At 63.7% G+C, this 14,831-nt stretch carries 18 protein-coding genes; 7 read left to right on the top strand and 11 right to left on the bottom strand.

The window, feature by feature from the left end; translation table 11 throughout:
- Nucleotides 1-407: 407 nt before the first annotated feature.
- Both rarD and FFI87_RS17340 read right to left on the bottom strand, forming a co-directional pair.
- Nucleotides 408-1,307, bottom strand: coding sequence for an EamA family transporter RarD (gene rarD, locus FFI87_RS17345; protein ID WP_012367073.1), 900 nt, complete (start codon nucleotides 1,305-1,307; stop codon nucleotides 408-410).
- 12 nt (nucleotides 1,308-1,319) lie between these two features.
- Nucleotides 1,320-1,616: an acylphosphatase gene (locus tag FFI87_RS17340; protein ID WP_012367074.1), complete on the bottom strand. Its 297-nt coding sequence runs from the start codon at nucleotides 1,614-1,616 to the stop codon at nucleotides 1,320-1,322.
- Between the two features lie 210 nt (nucleotides 1,617-1,826).
- On the opposite strand from FFI87_RS17340, the gene hpnA reads away from it, so the two are divergent.
- Nucleotides 1,827-2,834: a hopanoid-associated sugar epimerase gene (gene hpnA / locus FFI87_RS17330; RefSeq protein ID WP_006760929.1), complete on the top strand. Its 1,008-nt coding sequence runs from the start codon at nucleotides 1,827-1,829 to the stop codon at nucleotides 2,832-2,834.
- Nucleotides 2,835-2,942: 108 nt separating this feature from the next.
- On the top strand, nucleotides 2,943-4,340 hold the full coding sequence (locus FFI87_RS17325) for a phage tail protein (protein WP_138849703.1): 1,398 nt from the start codon (nucleotides 2,943-2,945) through the stop codon (nucleotides 4,338-4,340).
- Nucleotides 4,341-4,448: 108 nt separating this feature from the next.
- Here the strand turns inward: FFI87_RS17325 and FFI87_RS17320 are convergent, their stop codons facing one another.
- Entirely contained in the window at nucleotides 4,449-5,636 is a 1,188-nt protein-coding gene (locus FFI87_RS17320) for a glycosyltransferase (protein WP_012367077.1), read from the bottom strand.
- A gap of 432 nt (nucleotides 5,637-6,068) precedes the next feature.
- Here FFI87_RS17320 and ispH point away from each other — a divergent pair, with 432 nt between their 5' ends.
- Complete coding sequence (gene ispH, locus FFI87_RS17310) at nucleotides 6,069-7,010, top strand: 4-hydroxy-3-methylbut-2-enyl diphosphate reductase (RefSeq protein WP_011659818.1); 942 nt, start codon at nucleotides 6,069-6,071, stop codon at nucleotides 7,008-7,010.
- Nucleotides 7,011-7,022: 12 nt separating this feature from the next.
- Nucleotides 7,023-8,183: an adenosyl-hopene transferase HpnH gene (gene hpnH / locus FFI87_RS17305; protein ID WP_012367078.1), complete on the top strand. Its 1,161-nt coding sequence runs from the start codon at nucleotides 7,023-7,025 to the stop codon at nucleotides 8,181-8,183.
- Nucleotides 8,184-8,338: 155 nt separating this feature from the next.
- Here the strand turns inward: hpnH and FFI87_RS17300 are convergent, their stop codons facing one another.
- From FFI87_RS17300 to FFI87_RS17290, 4 genes are all read right to left on the bottom strand, one after another.
- The gene (locus tag FFI87_RS17300; RefSeq protein ID WP_012367079.1) at nucleotides 8,339-8,599 is read right to left on the bottom strand and encodes a hypothetical protein; all 261 of its coding nucleotides are present in this window, start codon (nucleotides 8,597-8,599) and stop codon (nucleotides 8,339-8,341) included.
- Between the two features lie 181 nt (nucleotides 8,600-8,780).
- Nucleotides 8,781-9,260, bottom strand: a complete 480-nt coding sequence (locus FFI87_RS17295; protein ID WP_138849704.1) for a hypothetical protein — start codon at nucleotides 9,258-9,260, stop codon at nucleotides 8,781-8,783.
- Complete coding sequence (locus FFI87_RS34500; protein WP_186381743.1) at nucleotides 9,257-9,469, bottom strand: hypothetical protein; 213 nt, start codon at nucleotides 9,467-9,469, stop codon at nucleotides 9,257-9,259. The genes FFI87_RS17295 and FFI87_RS34500 overlap by 4 nt, the downstream gene beginning before the upstream one ends.
- A gap of 14 nt (nucleotides 9,470-9,483) precedes the next feature.
- On the bottom strand, nucleotides 9,484-9,858 hold the full coding sequence (locus tag FFI87_RS17290) for a hypothetical protein (RefSeq protein WP_138849705.1): 375 nt from the start codon (nucleotides 9,856-9,858) through the stop codon (nucleotides 9,484-9,486).
- A gap of 492 nt (nucleotides 9,859-10,350) precedes the next feature.
- On the opposite strand from FFI87_RS17290, the gene FFI87_RS17280 reads away from it, so the two are divergent.
- Nucleotides 10,351-10,704 (top strand): DOPA 4,5-dioxygenase family protein, encoded by a 354-nt coding sequence (locus FFI87_RS17280; RefSeq protein WP_138849706.1) that lies wholly within the window; start codon nucleotides 10,351-10,353, stop codon nucleotides 10,702-10,704.
- Between the two features lie 108 nt (nucleotides 10,705-10,812).
- On the top strand, nucleotides 10,813-11,244 hold the full coding sequence (locus FFI87_RS17275) for a nuclear transport factor 2 family protein (protein ID WP_138849707.1): 432 nt from the start codon (nucleotides 10,813-10,815) through the stop codon (nucleotides 11,242-11,244).
- Between the two features lie 33 nt (nucleotides 11,245-11,277).
- Here the strand turns inward: FFI87_RS17275 and trhA are convergent, their stop codons facing one another.
- The 3 genes from trhA to FFI87_RS17260 form a co-directional block, all read right to left on the bottom strand.
- On the bottom strand, nucleotides 11,278-11,898 hold the full coding sequence (trhA, locus tag FFI87_RS17270) for a PAQR family membrane homeostasis protein TrhA (RefSeq protein WP_006761278.1): 621 nt from the start codon (nucleotides 11,896-11,898) through the stop codon (nucleotides 11,278-11,280).
- Between the two features lie 528 nt (nucleotides 11,899-12,426).
- Nucleotides 12,427-13,122: a RelA/SpoT domain-containing protein gene (locus tag FFI87_RS17265; RefSeq protein WP_138849708.1), complete on the bottom strand. Its 696-nt coding sequence runs from the start codon at nucleotides 13,120-13,122 to the stop codon at nucleotides 12,427-12,429.
- Between the two features lie 3 nt (nucleotides 13,123-13,125).
- Nucleotides 13,126-14,232 carry a ParA family protein gene (locus tag FFI87_RS17260; RefSeq protein ID WP_138849709.1) on the bottom strand — a complete coding sequence of 369 codons (1,107 nt, stop codon included), beginning with the start codon at nucleotides 14,230-14,232 and terminating at the stop codon, nucleotides 13,126-13,128.
- A 160-nt stretch (nucleotides 14,233-14,392) separates the two neighbouring features.
- Here FFI87_RS17260 and FFI87_RS17255 point away from each other — a divergent pair, with 160 nt between their 5' ends.
- Nucleotides 14,393-14,572 (top strand): hypothetical protein, encoded by a 180-nt coding sequence (locus FFI87_RS17255; RefSeq protein WP_138849710.1) that lies wholly within the window; start codon nucleotides 14,393-14,395, stop codon nucleotides 14,570-14,572.
- A gap of 52 nt (nucleotides 14,573-14,624) precedes the next feature.
- On the opposite strand, the gene FFI87_RS17250 is transcribed toward FFI87_RS17255, so the two are convergent.
- Nucleotides 14,625-14,831 carry a YbdD/YjiX family protein gene (locus FFI87_RS17250; RefSeq protein ID WP_012367086.1) on the bottom strand — a complete coding sequence of 69 codons (207 nt, stop codon included), beginning with the start codon at nucleotides 14,829-14,831 and terminating at the stop codon, nucleotides 14,625-14,627.

Raw genomic sequence — 14,831 nt, 5'->3', positions numbered from 1 at the left:
GCCGCACCCGCGCGAGCACGGCGCGGCATGCACCGGTGGAGGAGTCGAAAGGAAGAAGGCGCAGCCGATCAGCGGCGATACGCGTATGCTCGCATCGCGCCAGCCCGGCCGGCCCGGCACGGAGATGACCGTTCATGGAAAAGCCGCATACGAAGAGAAGACGGTCAGATCAGTCTAGTGTCCGCTGGGGGATACCCTAAGTAACAAAATGCAACGGAATCTTCTGTTCGATTACACGCGTGACGGCGATGATACGAAGCTGGCGACGCGGTCAGCGTGACGTCACTGCGTCGCCAGTTCGACGCCAGGATCGCGGCGGATTCGACACGATGAACGTGCGACGCGCAGCCCGTTTCCGCGCGGCCGTCGTGCCGCGGGAGATGACGCTGAGCGACGCTGACCGACGCTCAGCGACGCGCGGGCAGGCGCCGCATCAGCATCGCGCTGTGCCACGCCGTCAGCGCGACGGCCACCCAGATCGGCCCGTACGTCGCGAGCTGCGCGACGCTCAGCGTCTCGCCGAGCAGCAGTAGCGACACCGCGACGAGCAGCACCGGTTCGACGTAGCCGAGGATGCCGAACAGCGCCATCGGCAGCATCCGGCTCGCCTTCAGGTAGCTCGCGAGCGCGAGCGTGCTGAGCACGCCGAGCCCGGGCAGCAGCGCGGCCCACAGCAGCGGATGGCCGGCGACCGGCGTCGCGCTCGTCGACACCATCGCGAGCGCGAACGGACACAGCAGCACGATCTCGACCGCGAACGCGGCCAGCGAATCGGCGTTGATCCGGCGACGCAGCACGAAATACGGCGGATAGCCGAGTGCGACGACGAGCGTCGGCCACGCGAACGCGCGCGTCGCCCACACCTCGTGCGCGACGCCGAGCGCCGCGAAGGCGACCGCCGCCCATTGCAGCGGATCGAGCCGTTCGTGATAGTAGAAGCGGCCGACGAGCACCATCGTCAGCGGCAGCAGGAAATAGCCGAGCGACACTTCGAGCATGCGCCCGTGCAGCGGCGCCCACAGGAACAGCCACAGCTGCAGGCCGAGCAGCGCGGCGCTGACCGGCAGCGCGATCAGCAGGCGCCAGTCGCGCACGCTGCGTCGGACCAGCTCGACGAGCGCGGGCCAGCGGCCGCGCAGCGCGATCAGCGCGAGCGCGCCCGGTGCGGTCCACACGATGCGCCACGCGAAGATGTCGAGCCCCGTGAGCGGCGCGAGCAGTTTCGCGTAAGCGGACATCAACGCGAACAGCGTCGACGCCAGCACCGACAGCACGATGCCGCGCCCGGCCTCCGGATACCCCGTCATGTTGTTTTCGCCTTACTGCTGCTGGAAGCGCTCGAAACGCTTTTCGATCGGACGTTCCTCGAACGTGACCTCGGTCACGCGCGCGGACGGCGGCCCGTGGCGCAGCCACGCGAGCATCCGGTCGATCTGCGCGCCGGGGCCCTGGATCATCGCCTCGACACTGCCGTCCTCGAGATTCGCGACCCAGCCGCGCAGCTTCAGCGCATGCGCCTCGCGCACCGTCGCGTGACGGAAGCCGACGCCCTGCACGACGCCGCGCACCCGCACGTAGTAGGTCTCGATCCGTTCGTCCAGTTCATTACGGCTCATCGCGTCGCCCTCCTGTTGCATTCAAGCCCGGCATTGTAGTCGCGTCGGCGGCTTCCTACACGCGCCCGGCAGGCCGGCCATCGGCCGCCGCCCGGCGTGGCCGCGGAGTGCGGCCGCCCGCGCGGCGCTCGCGTCGCCGTGCGCGCCGACCACGTACAATCTCGCCGACGCACAACCGCCGCGCCGCCCGCGCGGCCCTGAAGGAAACGCATGACTGATACCTCCCGCGATCTCGTTCTCGTCACCGGCGCGTCCGGTTTCGTCGGCTCGGCCGTCGCGCGCATCGCGCAGCAGAAAGGCTATGCGGTGCGCGTGCTGGTGCGCCCGACCAGCCCGCGCACGAACGTCGCGGATCTCGACGCCGAGATCGTCACCGGCGACATGCGCGACGAGACGTCGATGCGCGCCGCGCTGCGCGGCGTGCGCTACCTGCTGCACGTCGCGGCCGACTACCGGCTGTGGGCGCCGGATCCGGACGAGATCGAGCGCGCGAACCTCGAAGGCGCAGTCGCGACGATGCGCGCGGCGCGTGCCGAAGGCGTCGAGCGGATCGTCTATACGAGCAGCGTCGCGACGCTGAAGGTCACGAGCGCCGGCGATCCGTCCGACGAAAACCGGCCGCTGACCGCCGAGCAGGCGATCGGCGTGTACAAGCGCAGCAAGGTGCTGGCCGAGCGCGCGGTCGAGCGGATGATCGCCGACGAAGGGCTGCCGGCCGTGATCGTCAACCCGTCGACGCCGATCGGCCCGCGCGACGTGAAGCCGACGCCGACCGGCCGCATCATCGTCGAAGCCGCGCTCGGCAAGATTCCCGCATTCGTCGATACCGGCCTGAACCTCGTGCATGTCGACGACGTCGCGCACGGCCACTTCCTCGCGCTCGAGCGCGGCCGGATCGGCGAGCGCTACATCCTCGGCGGCGAGAACCTGCCGCTGCAACAAATGCTGGCCGACATCGCGCAGATGACGGGCCGCAAGGCGCCGACGATCGCGCTGCCGCGCTGGCCGCTCTACCCGCTCGCGCTCGGCGCGGAGGCCGTCGCGAAGTTCACGAAGAAGGAACCGTTCGTGACCGTCGACGGGCTGCGGATGTCGAAGAACAAGATGTATTTCACGTCCGCGAAGGCCGAGCGCGAGCTTGGCTACCGCGCGCGTCCGTACCGCGAAGGGCTGCGCGACGCGCTGGACTGGTTCGGCTCGGCGGGCTACCTGAAATAGCACAACGCGGCGTGCTTCACGCCGCTTTGCGCACTTTGTTACACGTCGCTGACGGACCGGCACCGGCGCAGCGGTTAAAATCGCGGGTCTTACGCAGAGAAGACACGCATGAACCTGAACGATCAGATCGATTCGCTCAACGCGGGCGTCGATCAGCTGCTCCACGATCACCACGCCGCGCAGCAGGCGGCACGCAGCGCGGAAGCGTTCGCGCGCGCCGCCGCGGCGGAAGCCCAGGCCGCTGCCGAGCGTCACGCCGCGGCGGAGACCGAAGCACTGGCCGCCGCGCAGCGCCACACGGCCGCAGCCGCCGACGCCACCGCCGCGCAGCAGCGCCACGCCGATGCCACCGCCGCGGCCGAAGCCGCCGCCCAACGCCACAACGAAGCCGCCGCGCAGGCCGAAGCCGCCGTCCAGCGACACACCGAAGCGACCGCGCTGACCGAAGCGCTCGCGCAGCGTCACGCGGATGCGGAAGCCGCGTCGCAGCGCCATGCGGCCGCGATCGCCGAAGCCGAGGCCGCCGCACAACGTCATCACGCCGCCGCGACCGAAGCGGAAGCCGCCGCGCAGCGTCATGCCGCCGCCACCGCCGAGGCCGCGGCCGCCGCGAAACGCCACGCGGATGCGACGGCCGAAGCGGAGGCCGCGACGCAACGCCACGCGGCCGCGATCGCCGAGGCCGAAGCGCTCGCGCAGCGTCATCTGCAAGCGATCGCCGAAGCGGAAGCCGCCGCGCAGCGCCACGCCGATGCGACCGCCGAAGCGCAAGCCATCACGCAGCGCCACACCGACGCCATCGCGCAAGCCGACGCGGCCGCGCAACGGCACGCGCAGGCCACTGCCGAGGCGGAGGCTGTCGCGCAACGCCACAGCGAAGCGATCGCGCAGGCCGAAGCGGCCGCCGAGCGTCACGCGAAGGCGATCGCCGACGCGGAAGCGCTCGTCGAAGCCGTCGTGAAGGACGCGGCGACGAACCCGGCGGCGTCCGACACCGCGACGGCCATTGCAACCGTCGCGGCCGAAGTCGTCGAACCGATTGTCGAACCCGCTGCCGCGCCAATTGCCGCCGATGAAGGCGCTGCGGCGCCGGCCGATGCGAGCACCGCAGTCGTCGCGACGAACGGCGCCGCCGGCGCGATCGAAGTCGCCCCTATCGAAGCAGCGGATGCGCCCGCGGACAAGCCGACGCTGCATGTCGCACGCCCGTCGCAGAACGAACTGACGCTGACCGTCAACGGCCAGTCGATCACGCTGCACCCGGAGCAGTTGGGCCAGTTGATCGAGGAACTCGCGCATGCGCGCGCGTCGATGCAGCCGGAACCGCCGCCGGGCATCCCGGCCGGCTGGCGCTTCGTGACGACGAAGAACCCGATGATGGCCGTGCAGAAGCAGTCGAACGGCGACCGCCTGCTGGTCGCGCGCCACACCGGCTACGGCTGGGTGCCGTTCACGTTCTCGCCGGACGTCGTGATCCAGATGTACATGATGCTGACGCAGCGGTAAGCGGGCGCACCACCGCCGCACAAGAAACAGCCCGATCGGTTCACACCGATCGGGCTGTCTGCTTTCCGAGGCCTGGAAGTCAGCCGGCATGCGCCGGCGTCATTCAGTTCAACGCTCCACCGGCGCCTGCACCCGCGCCTTCCACTGGCCGCCCTTGCCGCGCCAGTAGCGCCACGCGGACGCGAACGTCGCTCCGACGTAGAACAGCGCGACGAGCGGCAACGCGGGCGCCCACAGCGGCGAGCGCCGGTAGTAGCGCAGCATCGGCGCATACGCGGTGCACATCGACGCCCACGCGAGCCACGCCGGCCATGCGCGCGCGCCGTACGCCAGCGCGGCGACGGGCGGCACGAGGTAGATGATCGTCATCCCGAGCAGCGTGCCGGCGAGCAGCAGCGGCGAATAATGGAGCTGCGTGAACGCGGTGCGCGCGATCATGTTCCAGATGTCGCGCCAGCTGTCGTACGGACGCAGCGACACGCTGCGATCGGCCAGATCGAGCCGGATCGGGTGCCGGCCGCTGCCGCGATGCTTGATCTGCGCGGCGAGGCTGCAGTCGTCGATCAGCGCGCCGCGGATCGATTCGATGCCGCCCGCCTCCTCGAGCGCGCTGCGCTTGACCAGCATGCAGCCGCCCGCGGCGCCGGCCGTCCGGTTGCGCGGATTGTTGATCCACGAGAACGGATAGAGCTTCGCGAAGAAGAACACGAACGCCGGGATCAGCGCCTTTTCCCAGAATGAATCGCAGCGCAGCCGCACCATCAGCGACACGAGATCGCGCTGTTCGGCCTGCGCGCGCGTGACGAGCTGGGCGACGGCGTCGGGCGGATGGCCGATGTCGGCATCCGTCAGCAGCAGGTAGTCGGCCGGCAGCCCGAGCGTGCGCACCGCCGCGATGCCCTGCGACTGCGCCCATACCTTGCCCGACCAGCCGGACGGCAGCGGCTTCGCGGCCAGCACGGTCAGGCGCTCGGCGCGGTTGATCGCGAGCGCGGCCGCACGGGCCGCGTCGGCGGTGCCATCGTCGCTGTGGTCGTCAACGATGATCAAGTGAAAATCGCCCGGATAGTCCTGCTCGAGCAACGACGTCGCCGCCTCGGCGATCACATCGACCTCGTTGCGCGCCGGCACGACCGCGACGACGGCCGGCCAGCCGGCCTCGGCCGCCGCGCCGCGCGCCTGCGGCGGCAGCGCCCGCGCGGGCCGCGCACGCCAGAAACCGCCGCGCGCGACGAGCAGCACGATCCAGATCAGCAGCGACAGGCCGGATACCAGGAAGGTAATCGCCAGCATCATCGGCAAGCCTCCTGCCGGACACCGGCGCGAACGGCACGGCCGCCCGCCGCGCACGATCGGTCGAGCATATTGAGGGTCGGAGTAAAAGCGCCCATGACCGCACGGGCGGCAGGGCAATACGCGTAAGAATCGACGGTCATCGAATGGCCTTGAAATGAGCGCGACGCCGGGCAGCCGAACCGGCTGCCCGCGAAAGCGCGCAGTTTACCGGGTTCCGCGCGCGCCAGCGCCGACGCGGCTCTGCTATGGATGCAACACGGTGGATACAGCACCAGAGCACGGACGGCCCGATAGGGTTAAAATGCGCGATTAATTCGGGGTTCCGGGGCCTGGCCTGGCCGGTTCGTTCCTGCCTTCATAACATCAAGCCGGGGCGAGCGAGCTGTGCCAGCTCCTCGAACCCCGGCGTCTGTCGTCGGAGTTCGCTCATATATGCGAGTCATCCTTGCCCAGCCCCGCGGCTTCTGTGCGGGGGTTGTCCGCGCAATCGAAATCGTCGATCGCGCGCTGCAACAGCACGGCGCGCCGGTCTATGTGCGTCATGAGATCGTGCATAACCGGCATGTCGTCGAAAATCTGCGTAATAAAGGGGCACGATTCGTTGAGGAACTCGACGAGGTGCCGCACGGCGCCGTGGCGATCTTCAGCGCGCACGGTGTCGCCCAGACGGTCGAACGCGACGCCGAAACGCGCGGGCTCGACGTGCTGGACGCCACCTGCCCGCTCGTCACGAAAGTGCACGTGCAGGGCCGCCAGTACGTTGCTGCGGGCCGCCGGCTGATCCTGATCGGCCACGCGGGCCATCCGGAAGTCGAAGGCACGATCGGCCAGATTCCTGCCGAGGTGATCCTCGTGCAGAGCGAGGCAGAAGTCGATACGCTGACGCTGCCGGTCGATACGCCGGTCGCGTACGTCACGCAGACCACATTGTCGGTCGACGACACGCGCGGCATCATCGAAGCGCTGCAGCGCCGGTTCACCGACATCGTCGGCCCGGACACGCGCGACATCTGCTACGCGACGCAGAACCGCCAGGCCGCCGTGCGCGAGCTGAGCGGCCAGGTCGACGTGCTGCTGGTCGTCGGTGCGACGAACAGCTCGAACTCGAACCGCCTGCGCGAGATCGGCACCGAAAGCGGCGTGCCGAGCTATCTCGTCGCCGACGGCTCGGAAGTGAAGCCCGAATGGTTCGCGGGCGTGCAGACGGTCGGCCTGACCGCCGGCGCGTCGGCACCCGAGGAAATGGTTGAGGATGTAATCGGCGCGCTGCGCGCGCTGGGGCCCGTCGATGTCACGACGATGGCGGGCCGTGAAGAAAAAGTCGAATTCAAGTTGCCGGCGAAGCTTACGCAAGCTGTCGCCCGCGAAGTTTAAGGAGGACATCTCTTGTCTATTCCGCTGCTCCAGCAAGTCCGCGTCGGCGCATACATCATGCGCCAACACCTGTCCGGCAACAAACGCTATCCGCTCGCGCTGATGCTCGAGCCGCTGTTCCGCTGCAACCTCGCGTGCAACGGCTGCGGCAAGATCGACTATCCGGACCCGATCCTGAACCAGCGCCTGTCCGTCGAGGAATGCCTGGGAGCCGTCGACGAGTGCGGCGCGCCCATCGTGTCGATCGCCGGCGGCGAGCCGCTGCTCCACAAGGAGATGCCGGAGATCGTCAAGGGCATCATGAAGCGCAAGAAATTCGTGTACCTGTGCACGAACGCGCTCCTGATGGAAAAGAAGATGGACGACTACGAGCCGAATCCGTACTTCGTCTGGTCGGTCCACCTCGACGGCGACAAGGAGATGCACGATCACTCCGTATCGCAGGAAGGCGTGTACGACAAGGCGGTCGCGGCCATCAAGGAAGCGAAGCGCCGCGGCTTCCGCGTGAACATCAACTGCACGCTGTTCAACGATGCGATCCCCGAGCGCGTCGCGAAGTTCTTCGACACGCTGGGGCCGATCGGCGTCGACGGCATCACCGTGTCGCCGGGCTACGCCTATGAGCGCGCGCCGGATCAGCAGCACTTCCTGAACCGCGACAAGACGAAGAACCTGTTCCGCGAGATCCTGAAGCGCGGCGAAGGCGGCAAGCGCTGGTCGTTCAGCCAGTCGTCGCTGTTCCTCGACTTCCTGGCCGGCAACCAGACGTACAAGTGCACGCCGTGGGGCAACCCCGCACGCACCGTGTTCGGCTGGCAGAAGCCGTGCTATCTGGTCGGCGAAGGTTACGTGAAGACCTTCAAGGAACTGATGGAAGACACGAACTGGGACAACTACGGCGTCGGCAACTACGAGAAGTGCGCGGACTGCATGGTCCACTGCGGCTTCGAAGCCACGGCCGTGATGGACACGATCTCGCATCCGCTGAAGGCGCTGCGCGTGAGCAAGAAGGGCATCAAGACCGACGGCCCGTTCGCACCGGACATCTCGATCGCGAAGCAGCGTCCGGCCGAGTATGTGTTCTCGCGCCACGTCGAGATCAAGCTCGACGAAATCCAGCGCGCCGGCAAGGGCAAGCTGCAGAAGCCGGCGAAGCCGGCAACGGCGGCTTAAGCGCGTGTCGCCCGCGGAGGCTCACGCCTCCGCGCAGGCAGGCGGCAAGAAAGCGCCACGGAGTTCGCTCCGTGGCGCTTTTGTTTTGTCGGGGCCCGCCATGGGGCCGCCGCGCATCCGCGCACGCATCGGAATGCGCACGCCGCTTGCCCAGGCTAGTGTCGCGACTCCGCCGCCGCGATCAGCTGCCATGCGGTCGGGCCGGGATCGAGCAGCGGGTCGGACGGCGGATCGAGATCGTGCCGATGGGTTTCCTCGGACGGCAGCGTCTGCGATTTCGCAATGCCGATCTCGTCGCCGCACACGGTGCATCGATAGATGCCCGCGATCTTCACTTCGCTGCCGGGCGGCAGGTTCTCGCTGAATGCGCGGCCGATTCCGCACGTGAAGTAGCCGCCGATCCTGTATAGCGCCATCGCTCCTCCTGACTGAAACGAATGCGTTCGCGCCGACACGCACGATCGTCGCAAACGCGAGGATGGATCGTCATCGACCGAACCCGTTCGGCTCCTGTCGTGACATTAGACGGCGAGAGTCAGCCCCCGTGAATTGGACTGGTACGAAACATGGCCCGGGCGTCGGTCGCGTGGCCGCCGCTCAATGCAGAACGGCCGGCTCCCGCATCTTCGCCGCCGCGTGCGCGACCAGCGCCGGCTGTTCGGCCGACGCAAACGTGCAGACGTGATTCCACAGCTCGGCGAGCCGATGTCGCGTGAGCGTCGCGACGCACGCGTCGTTCGCGGCGAGCACGCGCTCGAGCGCCGCGCATTCGTCGTCGTGCAGCGTCCATGCGCCGCTTTGCGCGGCGCGCGCCACGCTCGCGTCGAGCACGCGCTCCGCCTCGACGCAGAGGTCGATGCTCGCGTCGGGGCACACCGCATCGTCGAGCGCGAGGAACACCAGATAGACACTCGTGCGCAGCCGCATCAGCAACGCTTCGCTGCCGTGCTCGCCGCGCAGCGCGACGAGCGCCATGTGGCATTTCAGCGAAATGTCGCGCACATGCGCGGGCGGCAGCGGCAGCAGCCACTCGCGCGTCAACGGCGGGCGGCGACGGCCCTTCCGGACGCCCTTCATGATTCGTCCTCGCTTGCGGCAGCGCCGTCCGCATCGAATGCCGGCCACGCGGTGCGGCACGCGACGCCACCGCGGCTTGCGTCGCGATTGCCATTCGCGCGGCGCCGCGCGCCGTACACGTCGTCCCGCCGCCGCGTCGCGCACGCCGCCGGCAGCCGGCGGATCAGCGACGCGCGCAACGCGGCGGGGAGTCGGTTCGCGCATGCCATGCTCGTCTCCCGCATCAGAACGTGTTCTCGCCCTTCAGGTAGTACGCGGTCTTCACGAAGAACGCCTTCACCGGATGGCCGGTCTGCGCGTCGCGCGCGGCACGCTGTTCCATCGCCGCCTTCTCTTCCTGCGAGCGGTCGGGCAACGGGTTGTGCACGCGCTCGAGCGCACGCTGCATCGCGAGCGGATAGTTCTGGTTGCCGGCTGCCGTCGCACGATAGCCGGCGCGCGCCATCTGCATCAGCTGCACGTCGGTCTCGGCACGCGCCGCCTTCCAGTTCAACGGCGCGGCGTTCTGCCACTCGGTGTCGACGGACTGCGCGAAGCTCGCGACGGGCAGCACGGCAAGCGCGCCGGACAGAACGGCAAGGGAAACAAGGGATCGCATCATGGCCTCCAGATGGTTGTTTGCGCATCGATCTCGATGATCGATGCGGTGTAGTCATCGTATGCCGCGAGGCCGTGCGCTTGAATAGCCGATTCCGCAATTGATATTTTCGGCACCGGCAGCCGGGGCGCGATCCGCGCATTCGCGACTGCCGCCTGCTCGGAATTTCTTTATTTCATTCAACTACCTGATCGCGTTTTCGCAGACGATTCGAAGCAGCACGTGAATCGCCTTTGCAGTTTTCGAAATGACATATTTCCGCCGGGATTTCTGCCGAAGCGTGGCCCGGCAAGGCTTTCGGCGCGATGCAGCATGCATGGACGCACGCGAGAAAAAACCTATCAAACGAGCCGGTTTCGCTGACGCGCGGCAAATCCTCCGCGCCGATTCACCGTTCTGAGACAAGACGTGTCCGACGAGTAAGCGCGATAATTGCGCATCGGCCGTATGTCACGGCACTCATGCCTTCCCCATTCTTTACTCGAGTCCGCCATGTCCGCCATCGACACCACCGCCATCGACAGTTGGCACGCACACGTCTACTTCGACGCCGCGAGTCGCGACGCGGCCTGGGCGTTTCGCCTCGTCGTCGAAGAACGGTTTGGCGCGATCATCGAGCTCGGCCGCTTTCACGAACGCCTCGTCGGCCCGCATCCGGCGTGGTCGTACCAGATCGCGTTCGACGCCGCGCGGTTCGACACCATCGTGCCGTGGCTCGTGCTGAATCACGGCGCGCTCGACATCTTCCTGCATCCGAACACGAACGACGAACTGCGCGACCACCGCGACAGCGCGGTGTGGATCGGCAAGTCGCACGAACTGAATCTCGGCGCGCTGGGGCGCTGAGGGGCTGACGGCGGCTCGCGCGACATCGACGTTTCGATTTGCGCTGAAACGTCCGGCGGCGTTGCATCAATACAGTGGTTCAGTTATCCACGCTTGCCGGAACCCGCCATGACCCACGCCGACACCGATGCGCAACGCATCCATCGAGACTGGCACGCCGCCGTCGTCGCACGCGACCTCGACGCGCTGATGTCGCTGTACGCGGACGACGCGATCCTCGAAACGCCGCTGATCGTCGTCACGCTGCCCGATCAGCGCGCGGGCGTGCTGCACGGCAAGGCCGCGATCGGCGCGTTCTTCGCGGCGGGCCTGCGCAATCCGGGCAACAAGCTCGGACGCTGGCACCGCACGGGCACGTTCTTCTCGAACGGGCGGCAACTCATATGGGAATATCCGCGCGAAACGCCGGAAGGCGATCAGGTCGATCTCGTCGAGGTGATGGATCTGCGCGATGGGCTGATCGCGCATCACCGCGTCTACTGGGGATGGGTCGGGTTCATCGCGCTGCGCGGCGCGGCACAAGCGGCCGGGCGCGAATGACGCGCACCGGGCCGTCCACGGCGATGCTCACGCTCACGCAACGTACATCGCGACACTGACGAACTGGCACAGGCTGCCGGCCAGCACGAACAGGTGCCAGATGCCGTGCCCGTGGCGGATGCGTTCGTCATTGATGAAGAAGTAGATGCCCGCGCTGTAGATGACGCCGCCGGCCACGAGCCAGGCGGTCCCCACAGGCGGCAACGCATGGATCAGCGGGCGGATCGCGACGAGCGCGAGCCAGCCCATCAGCACGTACAGCACCATCGATACGATGCGCGTGCGCCGTCCGAGCGTGAGCTCCTGCGCAATCCCGAATGCGGCGAGCCCCCAGCTCACGCCGAACAGCGACCAGCCCCACGGGCCGCGCAGCGTGACGAGCGCGAAGGGTGTGTAGCTGCCCGCGATCAGCAGATAAATGGCCGAATGGTCGCACTTCTGCAGGATCGCCTTCAGCCGCGGGTTGCGCACGCTGTGGTACAGCGTCGAGATCGCATACAGCAGGATCAACATTGCGCCGTACACGCTGAAGCTCACGATCTTGTAGGGATCGCGATCGAGCGCGCCCATCGTCACCAGCGCGACCAGCCCTGCCACCGACAACACCGCGCCGACGAGATGGGAAATGCTGTTGAAACGCTCACCGACATGCACGACGTTGACCTCTGGAGGGGTTGCTGGAGGGGAATGGCTCATATGATAGCGGGGGCGGGCATCGCTCTTGGGGGGTAGCGAGGGCCAGTGAAGCGAAATTGATCTCCCTGACGGTCACGCAAACATCTGATGGCTGCCCGCCGTTGCGTGAGAGCGCAATACAATCTCCCGCGCCGTGCCATATGATGGTGATGCGCCCCTCGGGACCCGGCATCGATATCCGTCATTACGCTACGGTATTGAGCGGGATTAGCGCCAGATTTCTCTACGGCATGCATTGATTTTTTGCAAGCAATTCTGGCTGAGCGTTAGCAAGGGTAACGGCTCGGTCTTTGCGAACGTTTGCGGACTGTTTCGGTATGAATTGACAATGACCGCCATCTAGCCTCTTGAAAGGTCGACTGCGGCCAACAATGTAGCACCATTCGCAGGCACCTTTCGCCGGACGTCATGCTCGTGATAGCGGTGCTATTGAGTCAATCCACTTAAGTAGCCAACGCCGGCACCCGCGCCAGAAGCATACAGTCGTCAATTGTTTCCATGAACTTTGAAAATCGCGTCCGCCAACCGAGACCCTGTTGAGACCAACTTAGACAACACTCGGAGCTGCTCGATACTTGCCATCTTAGTAGTTCTTTCTGGGTAGTTTATTGAATGATCAATCTCCCCCCAAGCCTCTTCGAATAGCGTTCTCACCTGTATTTCACACGAAATCCCCTCTTGAGAATTTGCTGGCGCAAGCACGTAATGCACGCTCGTGTAATAAGATGGTTTTACGGACGTCCTCAATCTGAAACCTTTAAAATAATCAACCGACTCCGGATCCCAAGTATATGCAATGGGCTTTTCAAGAAGTCGCCAGTTTCTCGATCGCACCTTCTTCGTTATAAAAGAATTAATTTCAGAGAATTGACTTTGATAAAGATGAAGCACCCTAAGCCCAGCAAAATCCGTTATCTCCGAAAATAAATTCTTCTCCGTTATTAAACGCCCCTCGGCCTGCTTTCTGACTATCTTACCCACAAGATGATCTTCATCCTTTAATCGACCGCGCAAAGAATGAATTACAGTCGGCGTCCCGGTATTAAGCTCGGGAGCTGAAGAAAATTCGGCTTCAACCGAATGCAAAAACAACTCAAAAAATCGACGCTTCTTTTTGTAAAGATCAAGGAGATGATGATACTCATCTGCAATTTCGTTTGCAGGCAGCGGATTAATTTTCATTTTTTATCCAATCATCCGAACTCGCTCGATCAACGCTTCGGCAAATGCATCGTATTTTACCTTCGTTGCAAGAATGTCAGGCTTTTGTCCATTAACAGTATTTTGGTGATCCTTTTCCAACGTTGAAAGCTTGGGAATTTCCCACATCGGCACTCTATAGTGTTGAGCAAGCGTCGGAAACGTATTATGTCCATGCATAATTGACTCCCCACCAATAGGTTCAGCCAAAACACCTTCCGCGATATTTCGCCGTAGACTTTTTCCGATATGCTCATTAATCACGGTCGGAACTTCGAGCGCATACTTCAAATGCGCCTGAGCCAAATTCCATGGCGCACTCGCTTTTGTATACTTTCTTGCATTATAAATTGTATACCCAAGAAATTGAACGAAATTAGCAGGAAACAACTTTCTTTTATCAGATGATATTAATTTGTATATAATCTCAAACTCTTCCTGCCACTTCCTGAGCGAATTTCCAATATTTCTTATCCCATAGAGCGAGAACATATCTGGCGCAGCAGGAACAAAAAATCCGTCAACTGTCGAGATAATTGCTTTATTGAGAGCACCGAGACTAGGTGACGTATCAACAATGATGTAATCGTACCTATTTTTCTTCGAATACTCTTCCGCCAATGAGCGGATCCGCGTAATCGTCCTAATTGCCAAGGCATCCCCTCTATAAGCATCACTCCAACGAGTAGAAATTTTTTCTTCGAACTCGTGAATAGAAAGGCGCCCCGGTATTAAATGGAGATTTGGCGTAACTTTATACGGCGGCGGCAACCGCTCATATTCTCCTGTACCATCGATCGTAGGTTGAAGAAGATAGTGCAACGACCGTGCCGTGCGATGCAATTTCTCCAACTCGGTCTTAGTCTTCTTCTTCCTGACTTCCTCAATTCCGAGCTCGACAACCTCATCTTCTGCAGCCCAAATTTTATGTATGGTTTCGACGTCTATGGAATATATTGTTAGATTGCATTGAGGATCGGCATCCAAAAGCAAAACTTTCTTGCCGGCTTGACTGAGGGCATGGGCCAAATGATAAGTGAGGGTTGTCTTCCCGACCCCACCTTTGTTGTTAAAAACAGATAATATTTTCATATATTAACCGAATGCACTACAAAACATCTTTCCAATTATCACCATTGCGGACGTTCGCCTACCGCGCTGATACCCCAATCGCACAAGTGGTGCCCAAAAACCACAACGAGTTGAATCCAATTGTACAGAATAACCCAAAAGTGACATTCACTATTGTGACATGTTGCCCGCCTCCCGGGTCCGCGCCGACATCCAGACATTTGATCAATCACAGTCCAACAAAAATGGTCATGCAGCTCAAAAGTCGGAAATGATGACGAAAAAACGTAACTCCGGTTCGCAGGGGCGAACCATCGCCCCGACACACCATCCCGCCGACCAAATAAAAAAAGCGCCGTGACACTCATCACGACGCTTTCCGCTCATCACCAACTCCAATCAGAGATTCGAGCTCAGCAACACTTCCCCGCCCCCGACCCGTACCGCGCATTCTGACGCTCGCGGAAGAATTCCTCGTACGTCATCGGCTCGCGGTCCGGATGGGTTTCACGGATGTGCGCGACGTAGGTGTCGTAGTCGGGCAGGCCGACCATCAGCCGCAACGCCTGCCCGAGGTAACGCCCCGCGCTGCGCAGGTCGCCGCCGAGATCGCTGAACAT

This window comes from Burkholderia sp. KBS0801 (genome assembly GCF_005937855.2).
GTDB classification, from domain to species: domain Bacteria; phylum Pseudomonadota; class Gammaproteobacteria; order Burkholderiales; family Burkholderiaceae; genus Burkholderia; species Burkholderia ambifaria.
This window is presented reverse-complemented; position numbering and strand designations above follow the sequence as displayed.

What these genes read in the sequence shown, in the direction of transcription:
- rarD (WP_012367073.1), bottom strand. Translation starts at nt 1,307, where the DNA reads ATGACGGGGTATCCGGAGGCCGGGCGCGGCATCGTGCTGTCGGTGCTG.
- FFI87_RS17340 (WP_012367074.1), bottom strand. Translation starts at nt 1,616, where the DNA reads ATGAGCCGTAATGAACTGGACGAACGGATCGAGACCTACTACGTGCGG.
- hpnA (WP_006760929.1), top strand. Translation starts at nt 1,827, where the DNA reads ATGACTGATACCTCCCGCGATCTCGTTCTCGTCACCGGCGCGTCCGGT.
- FFI87_RS17325 (WP_138849703.1), top strand. Translation starts at nt 2,943, where the DNA reads ATGAACCTGAACGATCAGATCGATTCGCTCAACGCGGGCGTCGATCAG.
- FFI87_RS17320 (WP_012367077.1), bottom strand. Translation starts at nt 5,636, where the DNA reads ATGATGCTGGCGATTACCTTCCTGGTATCCGGCCTGTCGCTGCTGATC.
- ispH (WP_011659818.1), top strand. Translation starts at nt 6,069, where the DNA reads ATGCGAGTCATCCTTGCCCAGCCCCGCGGCTTCTGTGCGGGGGTTGTC.
- FFI87_RS17300 (WP_012367079.1), bottom strand. Translation starts at nt 8,599, where the DNA reads ATGGCGCTATACAGGATCGGCGGCTACTTCACGTGCGGAATCGGCCGC.
- FFI87_RS17295 (WP_138849704.1), bottom strand. Translation starts at nt 9,260, where the DNA reads ATGAAGGGCGTCCGGAAGGGCCGTCGCCGCCCGCCGTTGACGCGCGAG.
- FFI87_RS34500 (WP_186381743.1), bottom strand. Translation starts at nt 9,469, where the DNA reads ATGGCATGCGCGAACCGACTCCCCGCCGCGTTGCGCGCGTCGCTGATC.
- FFI87_RS17290 (WP_138849705.1), bottom strand. Translation starts at nt 9,858, where the DNA reads ATGCGATCCCTTGTTTCCCTTGCCGTTCTGTCCGGCGCGCTTGCCGTG.
- FFI87_RS17280 (WP_138849706.1), top strand. Translation starts at nt 10,351, where the DNA reads ATGTCCGCCATCGACACCACCGCCATCGACAGTTGGCACGCACACGTC.
- FFI87_RS17275 (WP_138849707.1), top strand. Translation starts at nt 10,813, where the DNA reads ATGACCCACGCCGACACCGATGCGCAACGCATCCATCGAGACTGGCAC.
- FFI87_RS17265 (WP_138849708.1), bottom strand. Translation starts at nt 13,122, where the DNA reads ATGAAAATTAATCCGCTGCCTGCAAACGAAATTGCAGATGAGTATCAT.
- FFI87_RS17260 (WP_138849709.1), bottom strand. Translation starts at nt 14,232, where the DNA reads ATGAAAATATTATCTGTTTTTAACAACAAAGGTGGGGTCGGGAAGACA.
- FFI87_RS17255 (WP_138849710.1), top strand. Translation starts at nt 14,393, where the DNA reads ATGTTGCCCGCCTCCCGGGTCCGCGCCGACATCCAGACATTTGATCAA.
- FFI87_RS17250 (WP_012367086.1), bottom strand. Translation starts at nt 14,831, where the DNA reads ATGTTCAGCGATCTCGGCGGCGACCTGCGCAGCGCGGGGCGTTACCTC.